14 protein-coding genes are annotated in these 23,587 nt (G+C 58.3%); 2 read left to right on the top strand and 12 right to left on the bottom strand.

Annotated features, from left to right (window positions below; translation table 11 throughout):
- Positions 1 to 147 precede the first annotated feature (147 nt).
- From ACYP2Q_RS19275 to ACYP2Q_RS19260, 4 genes are read right to left on the bottom strand one after another with little or no spacing between them, the layout of a single operon-like run.
- A complete protein-coding gene (locus ACYP2Q_RS19275) occupies positions 148 to 1,305 on the bottom strand; it encodes an osmoprotectant ABC transporter ATP-binding protein OsmV (RefSeq protein ID WP_459731997.1) in 1,158 nt (385 codons plus the stop codon).
- Positions 1,302 to 1,955 carry an ABC transporter permease gene (locus ACYP2Q_RS19270; RefSeq protein ID WP_046820595.1) on the bottom strand — a complete coding sequence of 218 codons (654 nt, stop codon included), beginning with the start codon at positions 1,953 to 1,955 and terminating at the stop codon, positions 1,302 to 1,304. Before ACYP2Q_RS19270 ends, ACYP2Q_RS19275 begins: the two co-directional genes overlap by 4 nt.
- Before the next feature lie 12 nt (positions 1,956 to 1,967).
- Positions 1,968 to 2,861, bottom strand: a complete 894-nt coding sequence (locus ACYP2Q_RS19265) for a glycine betaine ABC transporter substrate-binding protein (RefSeq protein ID WP_459731996.1) — start codon at positions 2,859 to 2,861, stop codon at positions 1,968 to 1,970.
- A gap of 20 nt (positions 2,862 to 2,881) precedes the next feature.
- On the bottom strand, positions 2,882 to 3,598 hold the full coding sequence (locus tag ACYP2Q_RS19260) for an ABC transporter permease (protein ID WP_459731995.1): 717 nt from the start codon (positions 3,596 to 3,598) through the stop codon (positions 2,882 to 2,884).
- A 441-nt stretch (positions 3,599 to 4,039) separates the two neighbouring features.
- Here ACYP2Q_RS19260 and ACYP2Q_RS19255 point away from each other — a divergent pair, with 441 nt between their 5' ends.
- Positions 4,040 to 5,623: a peptide chain release factor 3 gene (locus tag ACYP2Q_RS19255; protein ID WP_060541686.1), complete on the top strand. Its 1,584-nt coding sequence runs from the start codon at positions 4,040 to 4,042 to the stop codon at positions 5,621 to 5,623.
- Positions 5,624 to 5,827: 204 nt separating this feature from the next.
- On the top strand, positions 5,828 to 6,085 hold the full coding sequence (locus ACYP2Q_RS19250) for a hypothetical protein (RefSeq protein ID WP_459731994.1): 258 nt from the start codon (positions 5,828 to 5,830) through the stop codon (positions 6,083 to 6,085).
- A 126-nt stretch (positions 6,086 to 6,211) separates the two neighbouring features.
- Here the strand turns inward: ACYP2Q_RS19250 and ACYP2Q_RS19245 are convergent, their stop codons facing one another.
- The 8 genes from ACYP2Q_RS19245 to ACYP2Q_RS19210 form a co-directional block, all read right to left on the bottom strand.
- On the bottom strand, positions 6,212 to 11,158 hold the full coding sequence (locus tag ACYP2Q_RS19245; RefSeq protein WP_459731993.1) for a dermonecrotic toxin domain-containing protein: 4,947 nt from the start codon (positions 11,156 to 11,158) through the stop codon (positions 6,212 to 6,214).
- Between the two features lie 71 nt (positions 11,159 to 11,229).
- Positions 11,230 to 16,164: a dermonecrotic toxin domain-containing protein gene (locus ACYP2Q_RS19240; RefSeq protein ID WP_459731992.1), complete on the bottom strand. Its 4,935-nt coding sequence runs from the start codon at positions 16,162 to 16,164 to the stop codon at positions 11,230 to 11,232.
- Positions 16,165 to 16,344: 180 nt separating this feature from the next.
- Positions 16,345 to 17,325 carry a peptide ABC transporter ATP-binding protein gene (locus ACYP2Q_RS19235; RefSeq protein WP_459731991.1) on the bottom strand — a complete coding sequence of 327 codons (981 nt, stop codon included), beginning with the start codon at positions 17,323 to 17,325 and terminating at the stop codon, positions 16,345 to 16,347.
- Positions 17,325 to 18,293 (bottom strand): ABC transporter ATP-binding protein, encoded by a 969-nt coding sequence (locus tag ACYP2Q_RS19230; RefSeq protein WP_459731990.1) that lies wholly within the window; start codon positions 18,291 to 18,293, stop codon positions 17,325 to 17,327. Before ACYP2Q_RS19230 ends, ACYP2Q_RS19235 begins: the two co-directional genes overlap by 1 nt.
- A 10-nt stretch (positions 18,294 to 18,303) precedes the next feature.
- Positions 18,304 to 19,230: an ABC transporter permease subunit gene (locus ACYP2Q_RS19225; protein WP_150703598.1), complete on the bottom strand. Its 927-nt coding sequence runs from the start codon at positions 19,228 to 19,230 to the stop codon at positions 18,304 to 18,306.
- 10 nt (positions 19,231 to 19,240) lie between these two features.
- Positions 19,241 to 20,251, bottom strand: coding sequence for an ABC transporter permease subunit (locus ACYP2Q_RS19220; protein WP_459731989.1), 1,011 nt, complete (start codon positions 20,249 to 20,251; stop codon positions 19,241 to 19,243).
- Between the two features lie 73 nt (positions 20,252 to 20,324).
- Positions 20,325 to 21,920, bottom strand: coding sequence for an ABC transporter substrate-binding protein (locus tag ACYP2Q_RS19215; protein ID WP_459731988.1), 1,596 nt, complete (start codon positions 21,918 to 21,920; stop codon positions 20,325 to 20,327).
- A 78-nt stretch (positions 21,921 to 21,998) separates the two neighbouring features.
- Complete coding sequence (locus ACYP2Q_RS19210; RefSeq protein WP_459731987.1) at positions 21,999 to 23,432, bottom strand: OprD family porin; 1,434 nt, start codon at positions 23,430 to 23,432, stop codon at positions 21,999 to 22,001.
- Positions 23,433 to 23,587: the final 155 nt, after the last annotated feature.

The raw sequence follows: 23,587 nt of genomic DNA, 5'->3' as shown, positions 1-23,587 counted from the left end.
CAAATAAATACTACGGCAACTCAATAATTGTTTGTAACTGTTATAAGTGACAGTTGTAGAGATTGAAATGTAATAAGGGTTGTATTTTTTATGAGGCTGGACCGCGCATCCTGCCGGAGCGGATACGAGGTCCAGCGTCACCGTTGATCAGGCCAGCGCCGTCTCAGCCGGCGAAACGATGCAGGTCTTGCCACCACGAGACTTGCCGGAACTCAGGTACTCGGCAATCGACTCCTGCGTCACTTCCCCCAGAAATACCCGCTGCGCATCCATCACCGGCAGCCACGAACGATTGAATTCGTACATCCGCGACAGCAGGATGCGCAGGTGCTCGTCGTACGCGGCCGTGGCGTTGAACTCGCGCAGGTACTGCTCGCAGGTGCCGGCCTGACGGTGCAGGTCGCGACGTCTTACATAACCCAAGGCTTTATTCTCGGCACAGGTGACCACCACGTAACGACGGTCATGCTCGTCCATCAACTCCAGCGCTTCGGCCACCGGGGTTTGCGGGCTGACGGAGGGCGCGTTGTCCGCCGCGTCTTCGGCCTTGACCAGCAGCAGGCGCTTGAGGGTGCTGTCCTGGCCGACGAAGTTGCTGACGAAGTCGTCCGCCGGGTGGGCCAGCAGGGTGTCCGGGTGGTCGATCTGCAGCAGTTTGCCGGCGCGGAAAATCGCGATCTTGTCGCCCAGCTTGATAGCTTCGTCGATGTCGTGGCTGACCATGATCACGGTCTTGTTCAGCGCCCGCTGCATCTCGAAGAACTCGTTCTGGATCATCTCGCGGTTGATCGGGTCGACCGCGCCGAACGGCTCGTCCATCAGCAACAGCGGTGCATCGGCGGCCAGCGCGCGAATCACGCCGATCCGCTGTTGCTGGCCGCCGGACAGTTCCCGCGGGTAGCGATGCAGGTACTGCTTGGGTTCCAGCTTGATCATGCTCATCAACTCGCGGGCGCGGTCGTGGCATTTCTGTTTGTCCCAGCCGAGCAGCTTGGGCACCACCACGATGTTCTCTTCGATGGTCATGTTCGGGAACAGGCCGATCTGCTGGATCACGTAACCGATGTTGCGGCGCAGGGTCACTTCGTCGAGGCCGGTGGTGTCTTCGCCATTGATCAGGATCTTGCCCGAGGTCGGCTTGATCAGTCGGTTGATCATTTTCAGCGTGGTGCTTTTTCCGCAACCCGATGGCCCGAGGAACACGCAGATTTCGCCTTCATTGACGGTCAGGCTTACCGAGTCCACGGCTTTCACGTCTTTGCCGTTGCTTTGGAAGGTCTTGCTGAGGTTTTGAAGTTCGATCATTTGAGCAGTCCTTTTGGAGTCAGCGAGCGTTGCAGCCATTGCAGAAGCAGGTCGGCGAAGATGGCCAGGAGGCTGACCAGCACGGCGCCGACGATCAGCATCGACATGTCGCTGCGGCTGATGGAAGCGAGGATGAGTACGCCGAGGCCACCGGCGCCGATGGTGGCGGCGATGGTCATGACGCCGATGTTCATGACCACGGCGGTGCGCACACCGGCGAGGATCACCGGTACGGCAATCGGCAGTTCGACCATGCGCAGGCGCTGGCCGAAGGTCATGCCGATGCCGCGCGCGGCTTCGCGGATGCCCGGCTCGACGTTGGTCAGGGCCAGGTAGGTGTTACGCATGATCGGCAGCAGCGAATACAGGAACACCGCGGTGATGGCCGGCATCGGGCCCAGGCCCTGGCCGAACTTGGAGTAGAACGGCAGCAGCAGGCCGAACAGCGCGATCGACGGGACGGTCAGCAGCACCGTGGCGCTGGCCTGTAGCGGGCCGGCGAGCGTCGGGAAACGCGTCATCAGCACGCCCAGCGGCACGCCGACCACGATCGCCAGGGTTACGGCGATGCCGACCAGGGTGATGTGTTGTCCGGTCAGGTGCAGTACCTGTGCCCAGTCGAGGTGGGAAAAGGCGTTGAGAAATTCCATGGCTTTTCCTCCTTATTGGATTGGATGCTGGCGCAGGAAATCTGCGGCAACGGACGAAGGGCTTTGGTGATCGACATCGACCCGCGCATTGAGCTCGCGCATGGTGTTGTCGTCGAACAGTTCAGCCAGCGGCTTGAGTTGTTCGGCCAGTTGCGGATGCGCATCAAGGTAGGCCTGGCGCACCACGGGCGCGGCGGTGTAGTCGGGGAAGTAATGCTTGTCATCTTCCAGCAGCTTGAGCTTGAAAGCGTTCAGGCGACCGTCGGTGGTGTAGACCAGGCCGGCAAACACCTGGCCGTTGCGCAGGGCGGTGTAGACCAGGCCGGCGTCCATCTGGCGGATGTTCTTGCGGGTCAGGCTCATGTCGTACAGCTTGACCATACCGTCCAGACCGTCGGAACGGTTGGCGAACTCGGTGTCCAGCGCCACCAGATTGTTGGTCCTGGCTTCATCGCGCAGCACCTTGTTCAGGTCGCTGATGCTGTGGATCTGTGGGTATTTATCCGCGACGTTTTTCGGCAGGGCGAGGGCATAGGTGTTGCTGAATTTCGACGGGGTCAGCCAGACCAGGCCTTTTTTTCCGTCCAGTTCTTTCACCCGGGCGTAGGACTGTTCGCTGTCGAGTTTTTCAGTCACATGGTTGTAGGCCACCAGTGATACGCCGGTGTATTCCCAGAGCATGTCCAGTTGCCCGCTTTCGTGGGCGCTGCGGGCCAGATTGCTGCCCAGGCCGCCGGTCACTTGTACCTCATAACCCTTGGCGCGCAGGTACTGGGAGGTGATTTCCGCCAACAGCGTCTGTTCGGTGAACACCCGGGCGCCGATGCGGATCAGAGGTTTTTCCGCGGCTTGGGCAAATCCTGCGAACAGCAGGACGCAGCCTAGTAAAAAGCTTGATGTCTTCATGATGATTCCTTTGCCGAGGCTTAAGACGGGCGCAAACCGCGTTCGAGCCAGAGACGGCTGGCGAGTGTCACCAGGCCATCGAGCAGCAACGCCAGCAGGGCGGTGCAAGCCGCGCCCAGCAGCAGTTGCGGCTGGTTGTTCAGGGCGATGCCGGGGAAGATCAGGCTGCCCAGGCTGTTGGCGCCGATCAGGAACGCCAGTGGCGCGGTACCGACGTTGATCGCCAGGGCCACGCGCACGCCACCGATGATGATCGGCACGGCGTTCGGCAGTTCGACCCGCCACAGCACTTGGGACGGCGTCATGCCGATGCCAACAGCCGCTTCCTTGAGCGAACCCTGGACGTTTTTCAGGCCTTCGTAGGTGTTGCGCACAATCGGCAACAGTGAAGCGAGGAACAGGGCGAAGATCGCGGGGCCGCTGCCGATGCCGAGGATGCCCAGGGCGATGGCCAGTACGGCGAGAGGCGGCACGGTGTTGCCGATGTTGAAGAGCTGCATGAAGCGCTCAGCGCGGCCCACCATGCTCGGGCGGCTGAGGAAGATGCCGGCGGGTATCCCCACAACGAGGGCGGCCAGCATGGACGCGAGGACGAGAACCAGATGAGCTTGCAGGTAAAACAACAAATCGTCGCGGTAGTGTTCGATCGTGTTGATGCCGATCCAGTGGACCAGCAGGGCCAGAAGGGCGATTACCAGCGCGCCTCCTATCAGCCCTTTGCCATAGTGGATAGCCACAGGCGGACTCCTTTTTTTTCAGTCGGCGAACACTTTTTCGCGTGGCAACGCCATTCCTGGCTGTCGAAAAAATGATCGCGAGAAGCAGCTCCTGCCGAGCGCGTTCCCCTGTAGGAGCGAGCTTGCTCGCGAAAAAAGTCCAGACAACGCGTACATACAGGTACCCAGCGTTATCGTTGACGTCCATCGCGAGCAAGCTCGCTCCTACAGAGTGCTAGCGCACGGCAATCGAGCCATGAGCACAGCCTCGTCAGGCTGAAATGCGGGTGTTTCAGGCCCCCGACGAGTGGTCGTTACGGGGGAGTGGACGTCTCCGTGCTTTAAAAGGTTCCCATCTACGGCAGCATTTGGCCACCCCTGATGTGCTCAACGGTTCGGTTATTGACTCAACTTGGGCTATAATCTGCGCCCTTTTTTGAATCACCTGCCAGGCGATTTCCCATGACCAAACAGGCCGCCGAAGTCGCGAAACGCCGCACTTTCGCCATTATTTCCCACCCCGATGCCGGTAAGACCACCATCACCGAGAAGCTCTTGCTGATGGGCAAGGCGATTGCAGTAGCCGGTACGGTGAAATCTCGTAAATCCGACCGCCATGCCACCTCCGACTGGATGGAAATGGAAAAACAACGGGGTATTTCCATTACCACGTCGGTCATGCAGTTCCCGTATCGCGAGCACATGATCAACCTGCTCGACACCCCGGGGCACGAAGACTTCTCCGAAGATACCTACCGTACCCTGACGGCAGTGGACTCGGCCTTGATGGTGCTCGACGGCGGTAAGGGTGTAGAGCCACGGACCATCGCGCTGATGGACGTCTGCCGCCTGCGTGATACGCCGATCGTCAGCTTCATCAACAAACTCGACCGTGACATCCGCGACCCGATCGAACTGCTCGACGAAATCGAAGCGGTCCTCAAGATCAAGGCTGCGCCGATCACCTGGCCGATCGGCTGCTACCGCGACTTCAAAGGCGTTTACCACCTGGCCGACGACTACATCATCGTCTACACCGCCGGTCACGGCCACGAGCGCACCGAAACCAAGATCATCGAGAAGCTCGACTCCGATGAAGCCCGCGCCCACCTGGGTGACGAGTACGAGCGTTTCATCGAGCAGCTGGAACTGGTGCAGGGTGCCTGCCACGAGTTCAACCAGCAGGAATTCCTCGATGGTCAACTAACCCCGGTGTTCTTCGGTACCGCACTGGGCAACTTCGGTGTCGACCACGTGCTCGACGCCGTCGTTGACTGGGCGCCGCGCCCGCTGGCACGGGTGGCCAACGAGCGCACCGTGGAGCCGGTGGAAGAGAAGTTCTCGGGCTTCATCTTCAAGATCCAGGCAAACATGGACCCGAAACACCGCGACCGTATCGCCTTCATGCGCATCTGTTCCGGCAAGTACGAAAAAGGCATGAAGATGCGCCACGTGCGCACCGGCAAGGACGTGCGCATCGGCGATGCGCTGACTTTCTTCTCCTCCGAGCGAGAGCAGCTGGAAGAAGCGTTTGCCGGCGACATCATCGGCCTGCACAACCACGGCACCATCCAGATCGGCGACACCTTCAGCGAAGGCGAAGTCCTGGGTTTCACCGGCATCCCGCACTTCGCCCCGGAACTGTTCCGCCGCGTACGCCTGAAGGACCCGCTGAAATCCAAGCAACTGCGCCAGGGCCTGCAACAGCTCGCCGAAGAAGGCGCGACGCAGGTGTTCTTCCCCGAGCGCAGCAACGACATCATCCTCGGCGCCGTCGGCGTGCTGCAGTTCGACGTGGTCGCCAGTCGCTTGAAAGAGGAATACAAGGTCGAGTGCTCCTACGAGCCGATCACCGTTTATTCCGCGCGCTGGATCGAATGCAGCGACAAGAAAAAGCTCGAGGAATTCTCCAACAAGGCCGTGGAAAACCTGGCACTGGACGGCGGCGGCCACCTGACCTACCTGGCGCCTACGCGGGTCAACCTGGCGCTGATGGAAGAACGCTGGCCGGATGTGAAATTCCGTGCGACGCGCGAGCATCACTAAGCGCTAGAGCAAAGGCGAAGCTTCACGGCTTCGCCTTTTTTTTAAAATCTTTTGATCTTTTCGGCATAACATTTATTGCCAACCAGTCTCTACATTCAGGGCATTTCCGCCCAGTCGTTAGCGTCCTATCTGGAGAACCGGCCTGATCGCAACTAGATTTCAATCAGCGCCAGACAGGCACTCTACGAAAGGATGGATTCGGCTATGAACAGGTTGCTACGCATTGTGTTGCTGTTGAAGGTTTTGGTGATGCTGGCCCTCGGCAGTTCGGCGGTCCGGGCCGAGTGTGAGGATCACGAAACCCAGGCGTCGAGCGGGCAGGGGACCCATGGTGAGCTGATGATCGCCAAGTCCGAATCGGAGCCGGGCGACAAGGGGCAGGGTGGCGCCGACAACGATGACGACTCGACCACCGATGAGCCGGACTCTGATGACTCCGATGAAGGCGACAGCCAGACGTAAAGCTTTTGTGGGAGCGAGCAAGCTCGCTCCCACAGCGCCGTCGATCAATTGCGCTGCTTGTCTGAGCGTCCGGGCTCAGGCTTGGTACCCATGGACAATCCCCTGGATTGATCAGTGGTTCCACCGTTAATCGGCATTTTTGAAGAAGTACTGACCGGCAAACTTCTGGCTGATGTCCCCGGCCTTGATGGCCCGAACCTGCTCACCGTTGCGCGCCTCGTTCAACTGGTCCTGGTAGGTTTTATATCTCAATGCCTTGAGCTTCAAGTGCCCTTTATTGATGAACCGGGTACTTTTGGCCGGGCAATGAAAGTGTGCGTACCACAACACCTCGCTCTCCCCCGCCGCGTTGATTTGTTTCTGATCGAGTATCGCGTATTCCAGCAAAAAGTCCGTTTCTTTGGCCGTGCTTTTGTCAGTCCAGACCGGCTCTGCCAGACTGATTTCCTTCTGCTCCAGCAGAAACTGAAAGCGCCCGGGACTCGGAGGCAGCTCCCTGGACACTTTGATTCGCAGCAACCTGGCCTCCTTTGTCAACCTGGCGCTTTGCTGACCCAAGCGGGTCTGCAACTCGACGGTCGCCGGTTTTCGCTCCGGCTCGCTGAGTGCCGCCAGGCCTTGACTGATCTGACTGGCGGTTTTCTCCAACTCTTTGGCTCGGTTCTCCAGCATTTCTTGCAGACTGATCGGCTCTGGTGCGCTGTTCGTTGGTTTTTTCACCCAATCAATAAAGGCATCCACCTCGTCGAGCTGGCGCTTGCCCTTGGCCGTTAGACGGTTCAGTAATCCGGGGTTGGATTTCACGGGTGCGGCCGGCTCTTCGAGCAACACTTGCCAACCCTCTTGACCCTCAGGTTGGTAATAGTGAATCGGCTTGTCGTCCACTGGGTCGCTCATACTGATTTTCTGCGGTTCGCCTTTTTGCTGCAGAGAAAAATCGCCAACCAGCGTCTGTTGGTCACGGCTTTTGAACACCCTCTTGGTCGGTTTTCTAGCCGGCCTGACGACCGGTTTTTTACGCGGCGCTTCAGGCAATGCCTGGGCCTGAGGCAGGTCCTCGTCGAGGATCTGCGCGCTCAACGCCTCTTGGGCACTGGCCCTGAGTTCGCTCAGTCGGTTCAGGAAACGTTTAAGGAAATCTTGTGGAACAGGCGGACTTTCGGCACTTTCCAGTAGCCTGGCCATTGCTGCGGCGAGGTCATATTGCCTTAACGCACTGTCGAGTACTTCGACCCGCTCGAAAGCCGTATAGCCGTTATGTTGTAGCACTTCCCAGTGAGAATTTGCCGCTTCACTGACCCTTGTGGCCTCTAGCACTCGCTTGGCGGTACTTTGAAAGATCGTGTCGGTTACTGCCGCACGTGCACTGAGGGCGCGTTTCAGGCATTCCAACTCTTTGAGTCGCCAATCGTTTGAAGTGGGTAGATCAGCGGTCAGTTCACTACGTAGCGCTTTTCCTTCGGTGCGATTGAATTCTTGAAGCTCATCCAAAGTCGATTCCAGCGCGCTGGATGCCTCAATGAGACGCGCTTGCCCCTCCGAGAGTCGACGCTGTTCCTTGACAAAGGCTTCCAGGTGGAGCCACCCATTAGCCCCCTGTTCAAAATCAGCAGAAGGAAACAACTCCACTCCCGCAAGGCCCGATATGGAGTTGTCCACCAGCAGACCCTGGAATTTGTAGTAGATATCCGTCTGAGTAATTGCCCGTTCCTTCAGATTGACAAAGATGTCCTGTCTGTACATATCCAGGGCTTGTTTATTCAGATCGATGACTTCGCGCCCAACCGCCAGCCGTTCCTGCTGAAGTTGCACATAGTCCAATACCGCTTTCTCGACGGCCATGTCAGCTGCGTATTGCCGAGGTTGTTGCACCTTCTGCAAGAGGCTGACTAGCGTTGTACGCTGTGCATCCGTCGTGTTGTGAATTTTCTCCAGCAGCTCGCCGATTGCGTTGGTCACCGGTTTTCGGCTAACAAGGGCCGCATCAATGAGACTCTGGTAGGTCGATCTTTTTTGATCCAGTGCCTGCGACCTGGCTGACAACTCCATCATTCGATCATCCCTGGCCTTTGTGGCCGCTGCTTTGCTCGCCTCTTTTTCCTTCTGTATTTGCGCCAAAGTCTTTTTCGGCCCGCCACCACGCACCCGGAATTGCGGCGCAACTTCCCAGAGGCTGCCGCTGTTGTTTCTGAGTTGCAGCCAGGGAATCGGCTTGCCCTGGCTGTCCAGAATAAACACGTTTTCACCTGCGGCTGGAGCAACCTCAGCCCAGCCTAGCCCACGGATACGAGCAGGAACTCGGGCAAACCAACGACCTCCCACCACTCGGATGCCTTTCAACGGCGTGGCCTGCACAGGCCCCTGGTCATGCAGGGTGTTTTTGACCAAACGCTCCAGCAACGCCTGTGCATCACCGGACATCGAGGTGGAGAAGTCCACCACCGTTTCGGCTCTTTCCAGGAATCGAGCGCCATCCGCTGCACCCATTAGCCGAGCGCTCACCTCACCGGTTCCACGAGCTCCGGGGCGAGCCCTGGGAACGATCGCAGGGATCCCGGGCCAGTCATCGAGCCGACTGATCAGCCTCGAACTGAATGTGTTCAGCCCATGGGTCAGCAATACCGCCCCCAGGTTGATCAAGAGCGGAACCAACAGCGCCTGTGCCGGTGCGTGATCGCCGCGTTTTTCGGCTTCGAGGATGTCCTTCACACTTTGCGCCAGGATCATCAACCCACCGACCACTGCCCAGGGCCCCTCTACGAGCGGGAGAACGGCATTGGCGATCGCAAAGCGGGTCGCATTGAACCGCTCCCATCGGAATTCGTCCCCGGATACGGTTTTTTCCTCCGCTGTGCGCAGTACGATTTTGGCATCGTCTTCATATAAGCGAGTCAGAGGATCCCCTTCAAACTCAGTCTTCGAGAGTAGCGGATGACCCGTCTTGCGATGCCACAGACTCGTCCCTTTCAAAAAGAACAGGAAGTCGATCTCGTAGCGAGCGGCCAGATTATTGAAACCGTTGCTGATGTAGGTCATCCGCGCATCAGGTTCGAGCCAGTCCAGAACACTTTCACGCAAGGATGATTGTTTCTGGGTGCCGTCCGGCTGCGCGATCGATTGACCTCGCGGGGTGTTGCTGCGCAGTTCTTCCATAAAAGCTTCTCGAGAGGGGAACTCGATCAACGGCTCTTCATAGAAGGGACGGTACAGCACAATCGGTGCTTGCAGGACGCCGGGCATGGGGCCGATCAAGAACATATTGCGCACTTCACCCGATGGCTTCCAGAACGCGTGTTCCACCTCCGAATGGGCCTGCTCGAGATCAGGCTCGAACGACAGTGGGCCTAGCACGATTTCCTGCCCGTCGACATAGCGCCCAGCCTGCTCGGGATTCATGAGGGCCGCGACATAACGATAACCTTGCTGTGAAAATCCGGACTCGCCCTTGATCTTCAGCTTGAGCGCCTGCATCGGCAACTGGATTCGCAACAGCTGTGCGTAGCGTCTCTCGCGCACGGCGCGTTGCGACGGGTCATCGAGCAGATCGCGTTTTACCCGCTCGGGGTAGACCTTGCCAACATCCACCTCGCTGATCAGCCGCCCCAGATATTCGGGTGTCATCCAGGACGGTACCGCAGATTCGTCCTGGTACTTGATGGTGGTCAGAATGAAGGGTAACCCGAGGACATTCTTCAGTGCTCGCTGGGTCAGGCTCGAGGTTTCGCTCGAGTAGTCCTGGGTATGAATATCCCCCTCGATAACCTCAAAAGGCGTCCTGTTGCTTCGGTACTGCGAGACCATGATCCGGTCCGGGTCAAGGCTCCCGGCTTCATCCGCCTTCCCCTGCCTGGCAGCTTCTGCGATCAAGGCTTGATGCAGAACTTGGCGGGCAAAAGCTTGCACCGAGGGAATATCGTGGTTGTAGGCTTTGCCGTCGTTCTGCAACTGATACATCGCCAGGTCGAACACATAACGACTGTATTGCTGGGCATCTTCATCGCTCGCGCGTTTCAACCAATCCTCGAGTGTGTCCCGAACCTCGATGAATCGGGCTTGTTGATCCCCTCCGGGGCTTCGATCGATGATCAAGGGTGCCAGGTCAGTCAACTGTTCATAACGATTAACCAGGGCTGCCAGATCCCGTCCGGCCAAAGGCTCCAGGGATTCAAGGCCTGTCAGCTGGTTGTCGAGAATTGCCTGAGCCTGGGTAATGAAGACATTACCCATTGTTTCATAAGGCTGTACATCCGCTGCGTCGATCAGCAACCGGTTGCCCAGCCTGGAACCTTCCTGGTCGGCAAAATCCTTCAGTGAGGCAAACGCCTTGAAAGCCCCCGACGGGCCAAACAACAGGGCGATCTCACGGTCATTGACCCTGCGTGTCACCAGTATCTGCGCGGATAACGATACAACGCGGGTATCGGCGGTTTGCAGGTTGTAGCCCACGAGGTAGGCGCGCGCGCACTGCGGGCCATACATCATGCTGCGGTCATCCTTGACCGGGCAATTGATTACCTGCATCAGCGTATCGGTTTGATCGACGTCCAGGCGGACCGACGCCCCGTTCTCCGTTGCACGGGTCAACAAGGCGAGCTTGATCACATTGCCAAGCCAGCGCCCGCGAGTGTCGCTATGCAAGACCGCGTCACTCCAGTATTTCGCCAACGCCTGTTGCAGCGCAGGAATAATTGCTTCTGGCAAGACCTGCAAAAGCGCCTCGATCCGGTGCATATCGACAGATAACCGGTGATTGATGCGGATGCTCAGGTAATGCTTATCGGGCTCCTCCCAGCGTGGCATGCCGGTGATGCTTTGGGTCACGACCTCCAGCAGGGGTTTACGCTGATAACCATCGATACGCCGACCTTCGTGGTCGGTTATCCAGTTGGGAGTATTCAGGCTGACCTGGGAAGGGTCGATATCCAGCGCCGGGTACTCACTCTTCAGTGCCTCGCTGAACAGATCCCGGGCAACCGAGACTAATGTCGGTCGATTGTGGAACCTGACGAGCACCGCTTGCGCCAGCGCCTCGAAGGGCATCGTGTTATGGGGTAGTGCTTGATTACTGGGCATTTTCAACATCCTGTTGAATGAATCGTCCGTGGCAACCGAAGTTGCTCGTTGTTGAGGACCCGCCCGCCGGCTTATGGCTTGGGAGGGTGGGCATCGAAGAAATATCTCGTCGAAAAATCCGTTTTCATCGTGCCCGGATAAACAACTTTTCCCGGTCCGATCTCAGGATTTTTCAATTGATCCTTGACCGTCATGTACCTTAAGCGTTTCAGCTTCAAGTGTGCCTCCGACACGCGCAGCACCGATTTGGCCGAGCAGTGAAAGTGCGCATACCACAAAATCTTGTCTGCACCTCGCGCCGTGCTGTCGAGCACTTCGTACTCAAGCAGGAACTCGACCTGAGTCGGCGTGGATTTATCGGTCCAGGACGAGTTTCCGACATGTACCTCGTGCTCCCCTAGCAGATACTCGAAACTTCCAGCATTGGGCGGCAGTGCCTTGGTTAAATTGACGCGCAGCTGTTTTCCTACTTTGACCAGATTTGCGCTTGCAGTCCTCAGGCCCTGAAGCACTTTAACCGCCGCCCCCCAATCGGCACCTGTGACGCCTTGAATCTTTTGCTCGATATCCGCAGCCATTGCATCAAGTTTTCTTGCTTGAATCAGGAACCTGTTCTCAAGACTGGCTGGCTCACGGTACAAATAAGCGTCTTTTTTATAATTGCTGATCAGTTTAGTGACGCCATCGACCAGCTTCTCGCCTGTATTTATCAGCGTGCGCAGGCCGGCAATGGTCCTCGGTACTGGCGGTTTTTCTGGCTGCTCGACAACTCGCTGCTGGTAAAGGTCTTCATTCTCGTGCCTGTAGTAAATAATGTCCTCTCCGGTTTCGAGGTTCTTTACCACCACTGTTTCGTCCGGTTCATCCGCGGTTATCTCCTGAGCGTCGCCCATTCGGTAGCCTTGCGCTGTCTTGATCAGGCGCTCATTGGGGCGTTTTATCCTCTTTCTGGTTTTTTTCGGTGTCTCCCCTTCAGGTTGTTCGGTTTCTACCGGGGCAGATTCATCCTGCACGTCTTCACGGATAGACTCGGAGAGTTCTGTTTCAGCCATATCCCGTAGACGCTTCAAGGCATCTAGAAATTTTTGGAGAAACACTTGAGGTACATAACTTTGTCGATTGTCAGTTTTTCTAAGATAGCCAGCCATCACTTCAGAGTCATTGTAAACATCGATAGCCTCTTGAAGCAGGTCGATACGTTGTCTTGGTTCAAAGCCCTGGGTCGAGTCCAATTTCAATACGTTAGTTGTCACTTCTCCCAATTTCGCTTTACCCAGTCCTTCCAGGGCCGCCACCTCAACGAGGCTGGGTTCCAGCGCTGAATCCCCCGCCAGCACGCCTCGCAGGCTCAACAATTCAGTAGCAATCAACCACGCGGTCGTCTTCGTGCGTCTCTCAAAGTTGTTTTTTAGCAAAAGAGTGGTTTCGGACAAATAGCCAGCTCGTTGTAAAAGGCCCTTTTTCGTACTCTCATCCAGTGCTACCAGCTCTGCCATTGACTGCTCGTACCTGGCACTGACTTTGATCCGTTCGGAATATCCGCTGAGTATTCGCTTCCTGATATCCAGTAATGCGCTGTAAGGCACATCGGTGTTGACTGTTCTGAGCTCAAAATCCAGAGGAAATATCTCTTTCTGAGATGTCCCCAACTCTGACCATATCCCCGACAAGCCGAGCAACTCATCATCGATAACGGCGTAACCGCTAACGATTTTTTGCAGGTTTATAAGCATCTCATCACGATTGTAATGTTTATCTTTTTCAACAAGTGTTGCAATTTCCTCAAGTAGTTTGATCTGATTCAAATAACCATCGATGAATAGCCTGCCTTTCTTCTTGTACTCGATATCCGCTTTGCGCAGGTTCAGCTTGAGCGCCTCCAATTTCTTTTCGAGCCGACTACGCTCAGGGCCGACAGGCAACTCATGGGGTACAGCGTTGCGGGTGATATCCCCGGCTACAAGGCGCGCCTTTTCATAGGCCTCCCGCGCGTGTTCTCCTGCTTGCCTTCTGTCTGTACCCAACTCGGATATGCGATCTTTCAGCCTTCTGACTTTTATCGAACAATCCGCCCGTCGCGCTCGTAGTTCCGGATCTGCGAATACATCGGACAGATACCGGCTTGTTCCCGGCCCCCCGCCACGGACACGAAACTCCGGTGCGATATCCCAAAGACCCTGACCATTGTTTTTCAACTCCAGCCCATTGACCGACATTCCAAGGTCGAGCACCACGACGTTCTCGCCCTGAGCAGGAGACACACGTACCCAACCGTGACCACTGAGACGGCCTGGTACTTTTGCATACCAACGTCCATCGACAACCTCTATCCCTTTTGGCACCGGCGCGGTAATAACCGGCCCCACGCCCACCTGGCGGGTACTGATAAATCGCTCAAGCAGTAGCCGTGAGTTGCCGGAAATCGGCGTGGAAAAATCCAGGGCAGTGTCGGTAAGGGCGCTGGCCGCACCTGGCCCGATAGGCGGCTTCAGCTGCGCGGTGACCTCGACAGCACTCGGCTTGGACACGACAGCATGGGGCGCGAAGGGTTTGATCGGCGCGCCGAAACCGGGTGCAAGACGATGGACCAACAAGGCCATCGCCAGATTGATCAACACGTTGAACGACAAATCCTGCAGCGGTTCGCTGTCGCCATCAGCCAGTGACTGCAAGGCTTGTAAAACAGCAGTCTCCAGGACGAACAACCAGCCAACGGCTGCTGCGGGCCCGCTGACAAATGGCAATACCGCGTTAAGCACGCTATTGAAGATGATCAGTCCCATCTCTTTAAGCGTGTTCCACCGGTACTCGGCATTTGACAGCGTTTGCTCATCGGCCAGGTCTGCCAGGACCCTGGCGTTCGCTTCGTACAACTGAGTCAGCGGATCACCGCCCAGCACTTGTTTGTCCAGCTCGGCGGGTGTCGATGGGAGCAGGTCCTCATCGAGTATGACGCCCACCGGATGAGGCTCGAGAAATCCGCCATTGTCGTAGATTTTCCGGTCATCAGGCGCCAACCAGTCCAGGACGCTTTTTTGCAGCGACGGATCAGGCTGTCTACCCGGAGGAAGCTCAGACGTTGGCCGAGGGTTATCGCTCACGATCTCAGCCATCAAGGCACCGAGAGAAGCAAACTCAATCAGTTGTTCAAGGTAAAGAGGCCTGTACAGAATGTGCGGGCCGACCGTTACGTCTACCGGCCCGAACACAAACATATTGGAAACCACCTGTACCTGATTCGACACATTGGTTTTGAACGCCAAGTGCCTGATCACCATATCTTGCCCAGCGACGCGTCTGGCTTGGGGCTCGCGATCCATGATTGCCGCCACACAACGATAGCCGGCGTCTGTAAACCCCGAGCGTTCCCTGATCATGTTCTCGAGTGCCAGCATCGGCAGTTGAATGCGCAACTGATGGGTGAAGAGATTTTCGCGCTTGGCCCTCTGTACCGGATCGTCGAGCAGCAGTCTTTTGATGTGCGCCGGGTAGTTTTTACCGATGTCCGCGTTGCTGATCAGCTCCCGGAATGCATCGAGGGTCATCCAGGCTGGCACAGGCAAGCCGTTTTTATGCTTGAACTCAGAGGCCAGGAAGGGCAGTCCGGCGAGGTTACTCAATGCTCGATGAGTCAGGCTGTCGGCTTCAGCGGTCAGCCGTCCGAGCCCAGGTCCCAGGATCACCAGCAGGCCATCCTCATTACGGTATTGGGTGACCTCGATCAGGTCCGGATCGACCACCTCGCCATAGGCAAACATTCCCTCCTCCAGAGCTGTTCTGGCGAATTCTTTGGCTGTGCTCAACCCATCGTTATATGCCTGGCCTTTAGTCGCTTGCTGAAGAACCGCCAGCCGAAACATATAGCGGCTGTATTCCTGGGTTTGGGCTGCGTTCGCAAGCGTCGTCCATTCGGGCAGGTGAGTGCTGACTTCGCCATAAATCCTTTGTTCATAAGAACCGGGGTTGAGCTTTCGCAAATAGGGAGTCAGGTCCGTCAGGCGGGCGTAGCGGTCTTCCAGCGCCTTCAGATCCTGTCCTGCGAATGGTCCGATAGCACCTAGACTCTCAAGCTGATTATTAAGCAGAGCCTGGGCCTGAGTGACAAAGACATCACCGATCGATTCATAGGGCTGCAGCTCCAATGCAGTGAACTCCAGCGTGCGAGACGATTTGTCCGCTTTTGCGTCCGCGAAGGCTTGCATCGAGTCATAGGCCTCGATTGCTCCGTCAGGATGAAAGCTGACTACGAGGTCGCGACCGTTGATCTTGCGCGTTACCAATACCTCATAAGACAGAGTTGCGCGGGAGGTGCGTCCGCTTCGGGCGTGGTAATCAATGAGAAAGGCTTGGGCGCAGTCCTCTCCATATTGCGCAATTCGCTGCGATTTAGTGGCGCAATAGATGACTTGCAAGAGTGTGTCGCTCTGCTCTTGATCCAGAAAGGAGCCGCTGCCCGAGGGTGCCATGCTGACCAATAGCGCGGTTCTGAGTACATCGCTGAGCCATTGCCAGCGGCTGGTGCCCTCGACTGCCGGCTCATTCCAGTAGTCGGTCAAGGCTTGCTGCAGTGCCGCAACCATGACCTTGGGCAGTCGGCGCAGAAGGTCTTCGACTTCGCGCATCTCGACGGCCATGCGCTTGTTCTGTGCATCACTCAGGAAGTGCTCGCGGGTGTAATACAACTGTGCCTTGGCGGTAATGCTGTGGATCATCACCTCGAACAGCGGCGTTGTGGTATAGCCATCGACTCGAATGTCCTGGCGCTCGACAGGGCGAGTATTTTCGCCGTCCTCCTGGAGAACAATGACTTTTTCGCTGACCCAATTGGGCGTATTGAGAGTGGTCGTGAGCACGTCGATGTGCAGTTCGGGATATCTATTGTTCAGTGCCATGCTGAATTGTTTCAACACCGCCGCTATCACTATCGGACGATCCTTGAACTCCTGGTACACCGCCTGGGCCAATGTGTCGGAGGCTATTTTCGGTGTTGCTGGAGTGTCTGTCATATCAACATCCTGTTGTCATGCAGACCCCTCTGGCCTGCGTCAACGGGATGAAATGCGATTTCATGGGCCGATGTGCGGTAACTAAGTATTTTCGACAGACAAAAAAGCCCTCCTGCATCGATTGGTGGGCAATCGAAAGAGAAGGGCTTATTGAGTTGGAGCCAGCGTGCTCCTACAGTTTTACGCCGCGCCGTCGAGGAATTGCTCGGCATAGTGGCAAGCCACCTGGCGGCCGTCGAGCAGGCGCAGGGCCGGCTCTTCAGTGCTGCAGCGCTCGGTGGCGTACGGGCAGCGCTTGTGGAAGGCGCAGCCGGCTGGTGGGTTCAGCGGGTTGGGCAGCTCGCCGACGATCTTGATTTTCGGTTTGTCCGGATCCGGGTGGATGGTCGGAGTGGCCGACAACAGCGCCTGGGTGTACGGGTGCAGGGGACGGGTGTAGATGTCTTCCTTGGGCCCCATTTCCACCGGGCGACCGAGGTACATCACCATCACGTGGTCGGCGACGTGACGCACCACCGCCAGGTTGTGGGAGATGAACACGTAGGCGGTGTTGAACTCTTGCTGCAGGTCCATGAACAGGTTGAGCACCTGCGCCTGGATCGACACGTCCAGCGCCGAGGTCGGCTCGTCCGCCACCAGCACTTTCGGTTGCAGCATCATCGCCCGGGCCAGGGCGATCCGCTGGCGCTGCCCGCCGGAGAACATGTGTGGATAACGCTGGTAGTGCTCGGGACGCAAGCCCACCTGCTTCATCATCGCCTGGACTTTCTCGCGACGTTCGGTGGCCGACAGGTTGGTGTTGATCAGCAGGGGTTCTGCCAACTGGTCACCGATTTTCTGCCGAGGGTTCAACGAGGCGTACGGGCTCTGGAACACCATCTGCACGTCTTTACGCAGTTGCTTGCGCTGGGCCTTGTCGGCACCGGCGACTTCCTGGCCGGCGATTTTCAGCGAGCCCGAGGACGGTTCCTCGATCAGGGTCAGGGCACGGGCCAGGGTGGACTTGCCGCAGCCCGACTCACCCACCACGGCGAGGGTCTTGCCGGCTTCCAGTTCGAACGACACACCATTGAGGGCGCGTACGGTAGCGTGACCCTTGAACAGGCCACGGGACACTTCGTAGTGACGGGTCAGGTCGCGGGCGGTAAGTACGACGGCCATTACGCCACCTCCTGGTTCAACGGGTAGAAGCAGCGGGCGAGGCTGTTGCTTTTCGGGTCAAGATTTGGGCGCTGCACACGGCAGTTGTCCTGCACGTACGGGCAGCGCGGCGACAGCAGGCAACCCTGCGGGCGGTCGTAGCGACCGGGGACGATGCCCGGCAGGGTCGACAGGCGCGAGGCACCCAGGCTGTGCTCCGGAATCGCCTTGAGCAGTGCTTCGCTGTACGGGTGCGCCGGGATGTCGAACAGTTGCGGCACCTGGCCGACTTCGACGGCTTGGCCTGCGTACATCACGCACACGCGTTGGGCGGTTTCTGCCACGACCGCGAGGTCGTGGGTGATCAGCACCAGGCCCATGTTCTGCTCTTTCTGCAACGCCAGCAGCAGGTCCATGATCTGCGCCTGGATCGTTACGTCGAGGGCGGTGGTCGGTTCGTCGGCGATCAGTAGTTTCGGCTCGCCGGCAATCGCCATGGCGATCGCGACGCGCTGGCTCATGCCACCGGACAGTTGGTGCGGGTAGGCGTCCATGCGGCTGGCCGCGCCCGGGATTTCCACTTTTTCCAGCAACTCGATGGCGCGTTTGCGGGCGGCCTTGCCGGACATCTTCAGATGCAGGCGCAGCACTTCTTCGATCTGGAAACCGACGGTGTAGCTCGGGTTGAGCGCGGTCATCGGGTCCTGGAAGACCATCGACAGGTCTTTGCCGACGATCTGCCGACGCTGACGGTTGCTCAGCTTGAGCATGTCCTTGCCGTCGAAGCTGAGCGAGTCGGCAGTGACGATGCCGGGATGCTCGATCAGGCCCATCAGCGCCATCATGGTCACGGATTTGCCCGAGCCCGACTCGCCAACAATGGCCAGCACTTCGCCCTTGTCGACTTTCAGGTCGAGGCCATCGACCACGGGCGTGGCGTTCTTGTCGCCGAAGCGAACGTTGAGATTCTTGATTTCTAACAGTGACATTGGAATCTCCTCAGGCGGCGTTCTTGAGTTTCGGGTCCAGCGCATCGCGCAGGCCGTCACCCATCAAGTTGATTGCCAGCACGCTGAGCAAAATGGTCAAACCAGGCAGACTGACTACCCACCAGGCGCGTTCGATGTAGTCGCGGGCCGAGGCCAGCATGGTGCCCCACTCAGGGGTTGGCGGTTGTACGCCGAGGCCGAGGAAGCCCAGTGCGGCGGCATCGAGAATCGCAGACGAAAAACTCAAGGTCGCCTGAACGATCAGCGGCGCCATGCAGTTGGGCAGCACGGTCACGAACATCAGGCGTGGCAGGCCTGCACCGGCCAGGCGTGCGGCAGTCACGTAGTCGCGGTTCAGCTCACCCATGACCGCGGCACGGGTCAGGCGAACGTAGGACGGCAGGGACACCACGGCGATGGCGATCACGGTGTTGATCAGGCCAGGGCCGAGGATGGCGACGATCGCCACGGCCAGCAGCAGGGACGGCAGGGCCAGCATGATGTCCATCAGGCGCATGATGGTCGGGCCGACCGCTTTCGGGAAGAAACCGGCGAACAGGCCTAGCAGGATCCCCGGGATCAGCGACATCACCACCGACGACAAGCCGATCAGCAGCGACAGGCGCGAGCCCTGGATCAGGCGCGACAGCAGGTCGCGACCCAGTTCATCGGTACCCAGCAGGAACTGGATCTGCCCGCCTTCCAGCCAGGCTGGCGGGGTGAGCAGGAAGTCGCGGTACTGCTCGCTCGGATCATGGGGGGCAACCCACGGGGCGAAGATGGCGCAGAAAATCACCAGCAGCATGAACATCAGGCCGGCAACGGCACCTTTGTTCTTGGAAAACGCTTGCCAGAATTCCTTGTACGGCGATGGGTACAGCAGGCTTTGATCCACGGCGGAAGCGGCGGTGGCTACTGAGGATGTTGGAGTGCTCATGGTATTGACCTCAGCGCTGATGACGGATGCGTGGGTTGGCAAAGCCGTAGAGGATGTCCACTACGAAGTTGACCAGAATCACCAGGCAGGCGATTAACAGGATGCCGTTTTGTACGACGGGGTAGTCACGGGCGCCAATGGCTTCGATCAGCCATTTGCCGATGCCCGGCCAGGAGAAGATGGTCTCGGTCAGGACCGCACCGGCCAGCAGGGTGCCGACTTGCAGGCCAACCACGGTCAGCACCGGAATCAGCGCGTTACGCAGGCCGTGCACGAACACCACGCGCGATGGCGACAGGCCTTTGGCGCGGGCGGTACGGATGTAGTCTTCACGCAGCACTTCGAGCATCGAAGAGCGGGTCATCCGCGCGATCACCGCCAGCGGGATGGTGCCGAGCACGATGGCCGGCAGGATCAGGTGATGCAGGGCATCGAAGAACGCGCCGACGTCATCGGCCAGCAGCGTATCGATCAGCATGAAGCCGGTGCGTGGCTCGATGTCATAGAGCAGGTCGATCCGCCCGGATACCGGGGTCCAGCCCAGGCTCACCGAGAAGAACATGATCAGGATCAGGCCCCACCAGAAGATCGGCATCGAGTATCCCGCCAGGGAGATGCCCATCACCCCATGGTCGAACAGGGACCCTCGCTTGAGGGCCGCGATCACCCCGGCCAGCAGGCCCAGGATGCCGGCGAACAGCAGGGCGGCCATGGACAGTTCCAGGGTCGCGGGGAAAAGGGAGGTGAACTCGTGCCAGACGCTTTCACGGGTACGCAGGGATTCCCCGAGATCGCCGTGGGCCAGTTTGCCGATGTAATCCAGGTACTGGGCATACAGGGGTTTGTTCAGACCTAGGCGTTCCATTGCCTGAGCGTGCATTTCCGGGTCGACTCTGCGTTCGCCCATCATGACTTCCACGGGGTCGCCAGGGATCATGCGAATCAATGCGAAAGTCAGCAAGGTGATGCCGAAGAACGTGGGGATCAGTAACCCCAGTCGGCGGGCAATAAAACTAAACATCGTAAGGTGTACCTCATCAGCCGGTTAGGCGTGCCCGGCATGCCAGGGTTCAGCAATGCCGGGAGTTTCTTATCTACTTCACCTGGGTGGTGGCGAAGTTATTGGTGGTGAGCGGGCTAATCTGGTAGCCCTCTACGTTGTTGCGCGTTGCGGTAAACATTCTAGTGTGTGCGAGGCTGATCCATGGTTGGTCCTGGTTGAAAATCACCTGGGCCTGCTCGTACAACGCTGCGCGTTCGGCCGGGTCCACTGTTTCTCGAGCCTGGTCGATCAGTGCCTGGAACTTGTCATTGCACCAGCGTGCATAGTTTTCGCCGTTCTTGGCCGCTTCACAACTGAGCATAGGCGTCAGGAAGTTATCGGGGTCACCGTTATCGCCCGCCCATCCGGCGGAAACCATGTCGTGCTCGCCGTTTTTCGCGCGCTTGAGCATCTCGCCCCATTCCATCACGCGGATGTCGATCTTGATCCCGACCTTGGCCAGGTCGGCCTGCATCATCTGCGCGCCGAGCATCGGGTTCGGGTTGGTCGCGCCGCCGCCATTGCGGGTGAACAGGGTGAACGTGGTGCCTTCCGGTACGCCGGCTTCCTTGAGCAGGGCGCGGGCCTTGTCCAGGTCGCGGGTCGGGTTTTTCAGCGTGTGGTTGTAGCCCAGCAGGGTGTCCGGGTACGGGTTGACCGCCACGGTGGCATTGCCTTTGCCGAACAGCGCGTTGACCGCGGCTTCCTTGTCGAAGGCGATGTCGATGGCTTTGCGCACGCGCACATCGCTCAAGTACTTGTGCGTGGTGTTGATGGCGATGTAGGCGACGGTCATCGCGTTCAGTTCATCGACCTTCAGGTTCGAGTCTTTCTTGATGCTCGGGATGTCATCCGGTTTCGGATACAGCGCGACCTGGCATTCGTTGGCCTTGAGCTTCTGCAAGCGCACGTTGTTATCGGTGGCGATCGCCAGGATCAAGGCATCGGCCGGCGGCTTGCCACGGAAATAGTCCGGGTTGGCCTTGAAGCGAACCTGGGCATCCTTGTTGTAGCGCTGGAACACAAACGGCCCGGTGCCGACCGGCTTGCTATTGAGGTCTCCGGTCTTGTTGGCCTTGAGCAACTGGTCGGCGTACTCAGCCGGGTAGATCGAGGAGAACGCCATGGCGATGTCGGCCAGGAACGGCGCTTCGCGGCGGGTCAGGGTGAACTTGACCGTGTTGTCGTCGACCTTCTCGACGCTCTTGAGCAGCTCCTTGAAGCCCATGCTTTCAAAGTACGGGAAACCGACGCTCGATAGCTTGTGCCATGGATGGTTCGGGTCCAGCTGACGCTGGAAGCTCCAGACCACGTCGTCGGCATTCAGGTCGCGGGTCGGCTTGAAATATTCGGTGGTGTGAAACTTGACGCCTTTGCGCAGGTGGAAGGTGTAGGTCAGGCCGTCTTCACTGATGTCCCAGGATTCGGCCAGGGCCGGAATCACCTCAGTGGTCCCGGGCTTGAAGTCCGCCAGGCGATTGAAGATGGTTTCGGCCACCGCATCGGCCGTGACTGCAGTCGTGTACTGGACCATGTCGAAGCCTTCGGGGCTGTTTTCGGTACAGACCACCAGCGGCTTGGCCGATACACCCACCGCGACACTCAGCAAGGCGGCCGCGATGGCCGCGCGTAGGGGAAGCATTTTCATCAAGAACCCTCTGCAATCGGTTGAAGGACAAAAGTCGGACGGCTGGCGCATCGCTGAATCAGCCGTCCGGCGGGTGCATTACAGGATATTGAACGGAACCGTGGTCACCAGACGGAACTCGTTGATGCTGCCATCAGCCTGGTTTTCGCTGGCGCGGTGAGCAGTGTAGGTACCACGGATAGTGGTGGCCTTGAGTGGGCCGCTCTGTACCGCGTAGGTCGCGCCGATGCCGTATTCGTAGTGGTGCTCGCCGTCTTGCGACTGGATACCGTCGTAGCCTTTGTCCGCCACGCCCTTGTTGCCGGTGTAGTGGGTACCGTCGATGCCCCAGCCGCGAGCCTGGTAGATGTTGAACTTGAGGCCTGGCACGCCGTACTCGGCCATGTTCAGGCCGTAGGCGATCTGGAAGGACTTCTCGTTCGGACCGTTGAAGTCCGACAGCAGGGAGTTGGCCAGGTAGATGCCATTGGTTTCGTGCAGGTAGTCGAAGTACTCGTTACCGTTCACTTCCTGGTACGAGAAGGTCAGGGTGTGCGCCTGGTGGGTCAGGCCGAACGACAGGGAGTAGGTGTCGTTGTCGATGTCGCCGATCAGCGCTTTGCCTTCTTCCTGGGTCTTGTAGTAGTTCAGGCCCGTGGTCAGGCTCAGTACCTGGCTGTCGCCCAGTACGTGGGTGGCGCCGAAGTAGTACTGGTTCCAGATGTCTTCGGCCTGGGTGGCCCAGAGGCTGGTGGTCAGGCTGGCGAACGGGGTGTAGGTGATGCCGCCGGTGTAGACGTGATCGGTTTCAACGATGCCGTTGGCGTATTCGGTGCGGAATTTACGCTGGCTTTCTTCGGTACGCGGAGAGTTGCGATCGAAGGTGGCCAGGTCGAATTGCAGGTTGTTCAGCTCTTCGCTGTGAATCGCCACACCCTGGAAGCTCGAAGGCAGCGCACGGTTACCGATGACGTCGACCATCGGGCTGCTGAAGTTCTGGCGACCGGCGGTCAGGGTGGTGTTGGAAATACGCGCCTTGACGTTGGCCAGGCCCAGCTTGCTCCACTGGCCAACGGCGTCGCCGCCTTCTTCGGTCAGGGTACGGTTGTTGCCCGCGCCTGGGCGAGTGCCCGGTGCGCCGCCATTGTTGGACGCCAGGTCTTTGCGGTCCTGGTCCAGGGCGATGGCGTTGTAGGCCGCGACTTCAGTGCTGAAACCGAGAGCGCCTTCGGTGAAGCCCGAGTTGTACTTGACGATCGTGCCCTGGACCCAGTTGATACGGCGGTCAGTCGGGGTCGAAACGCCGTCTTTCTTGTAGGCGAACTTGGCGCCGCGCTTCAGTTGTTCGTTGGCGTACCAGTTACGGGTCGTGCCGCTGATCGACTGGCCTTCAAGGAAGCCGGTGGCTTCGCTCTGGGCGCTTTTTTCATTCAGGGTAACCGGGGTATATGCCTGGCTCTGGGTTTCAGCGTACGCCGTGGCGGTTACGCTGCTTATGGCCAAGGCCAGTATCGCGGTGCTGCTCAGTTTCATGGGTGAAGCTCCTTACTTTCTATTATTAATGCCGGTCTTTTTTGGTGATCCGGCTATTTGCTTTGGAACACTTGCACACATCGCAAACGTTTGCTGTGGACCAGAATGGCGAATTACGGCAATACGCTTGCGTGGAGGCGCAATGCGCCCCCAGC

Source organism: Pseudomonas sp. MHK4 (genome assembly GCF_054600775.1).
This window is presented reverse-complemented; position numbering and strand designations above follow the sequence as displayed.

Excerpts from the sequence above, each read along its gene's own strand:
- ACYP2Q_RS19275 (WP_459731997.1), bottom strand. The coding sequence starts at position 1,305 with ATGATCGAACTTCAAAACCTCAGCAAGACCTTCCAAAGCAACGGCAAA.
- ACYP2Q_RS19270 (WP_046820595.1), bottom strand. The coding sequence starts at position 1,955 with ATGGAATTTCTCAACGCCTTTTCCCACCTCGACTGGGCACAGGTACTG.
- ACYP2Q_RS19265 (WP_459731996.1), bottom strand. The coding sequence starts at position 2,861 with ATGAAGACATCAAGCTTTTTACTAGGCTGCGTCCTGCTGTTCGCAGGA.
- ACYP2Q_RS19255 (WP_060541686.1), top strand. The coding sequence starts at position 4,040 with ATGACCAAACAGGCCGCCGAAGTCGCGAAACGCCGCACTTTCGCCATT.
- ACYP2Q_RS19250 (WP_459731994.1), top strand. The coding sequence starts at position 5,828 with ATGAACAGGTTGCTACGCATTGTGTTGCTGTTGAAGGTTTTGGTGATG.
- ACYP2Q_RS19245 (WP_459731993.1), bottom strand. The coding sequence starts at position 11,158 with ATGCCCAGTAATCAAGCACTACCCCATAACACGATGCCCTTCGAGGCG.
- ACYP2Q_RS19240 (WP_459731992.1), bottom strand. The coding sequence starts at position 16,164 with ATGACAGACACTCCAGCAACACCGAAAATAGCCTCCGACACATTGGCC.
- ACYP2Q_RS19235 (WP_459731991.1), bottom strand. The coding sequence starts at position 17,325 with ATGGCCGTCGTACTTACCGCCCGCGACCTGACCCGTCACTACGAAGTG.
- ACYP2Q_RS19230 (WP_459731990.1), bottom strand. The coding sequence starts at position 18,293 with ATGTCACTGTTAGAAATCAAGAATCTCAACGTTCGCTTCGGCGACAAG.
- ACYP2Q_RS19225 (WP_150703598.1), bottom strand. The coding sequence starts at position 19,230 with ATGAGCACTCCAACATCCTCAGTAGCCACCGCCGCTTCCGCCGTGGAT.
- ACYP2Q_RS19220 (WP_459731989.1), bottom strand. The coding sequence starts at position 20,251 with ATGTTTAGTTTTATTGCCCGCCGACTGGGGTTACTGATCCCCACGTTC.
- ACYP2Q_RS19215 (WP_459731988.1), bottom strand. The coding sequence starts at position 21,920 with ATGAAAATGCTTCCCCTACGCGCGGCCATCGCGGCCGCCTTGCTGAGT.
- ACYP2Q_RS19210 (WP_459731987.1), bottom strand. The coding sequence starts at position 23,432 with ATGAAACTGAGCAGCACCGCGATACTGGCCTTGGCCATAAGCAGCGTA.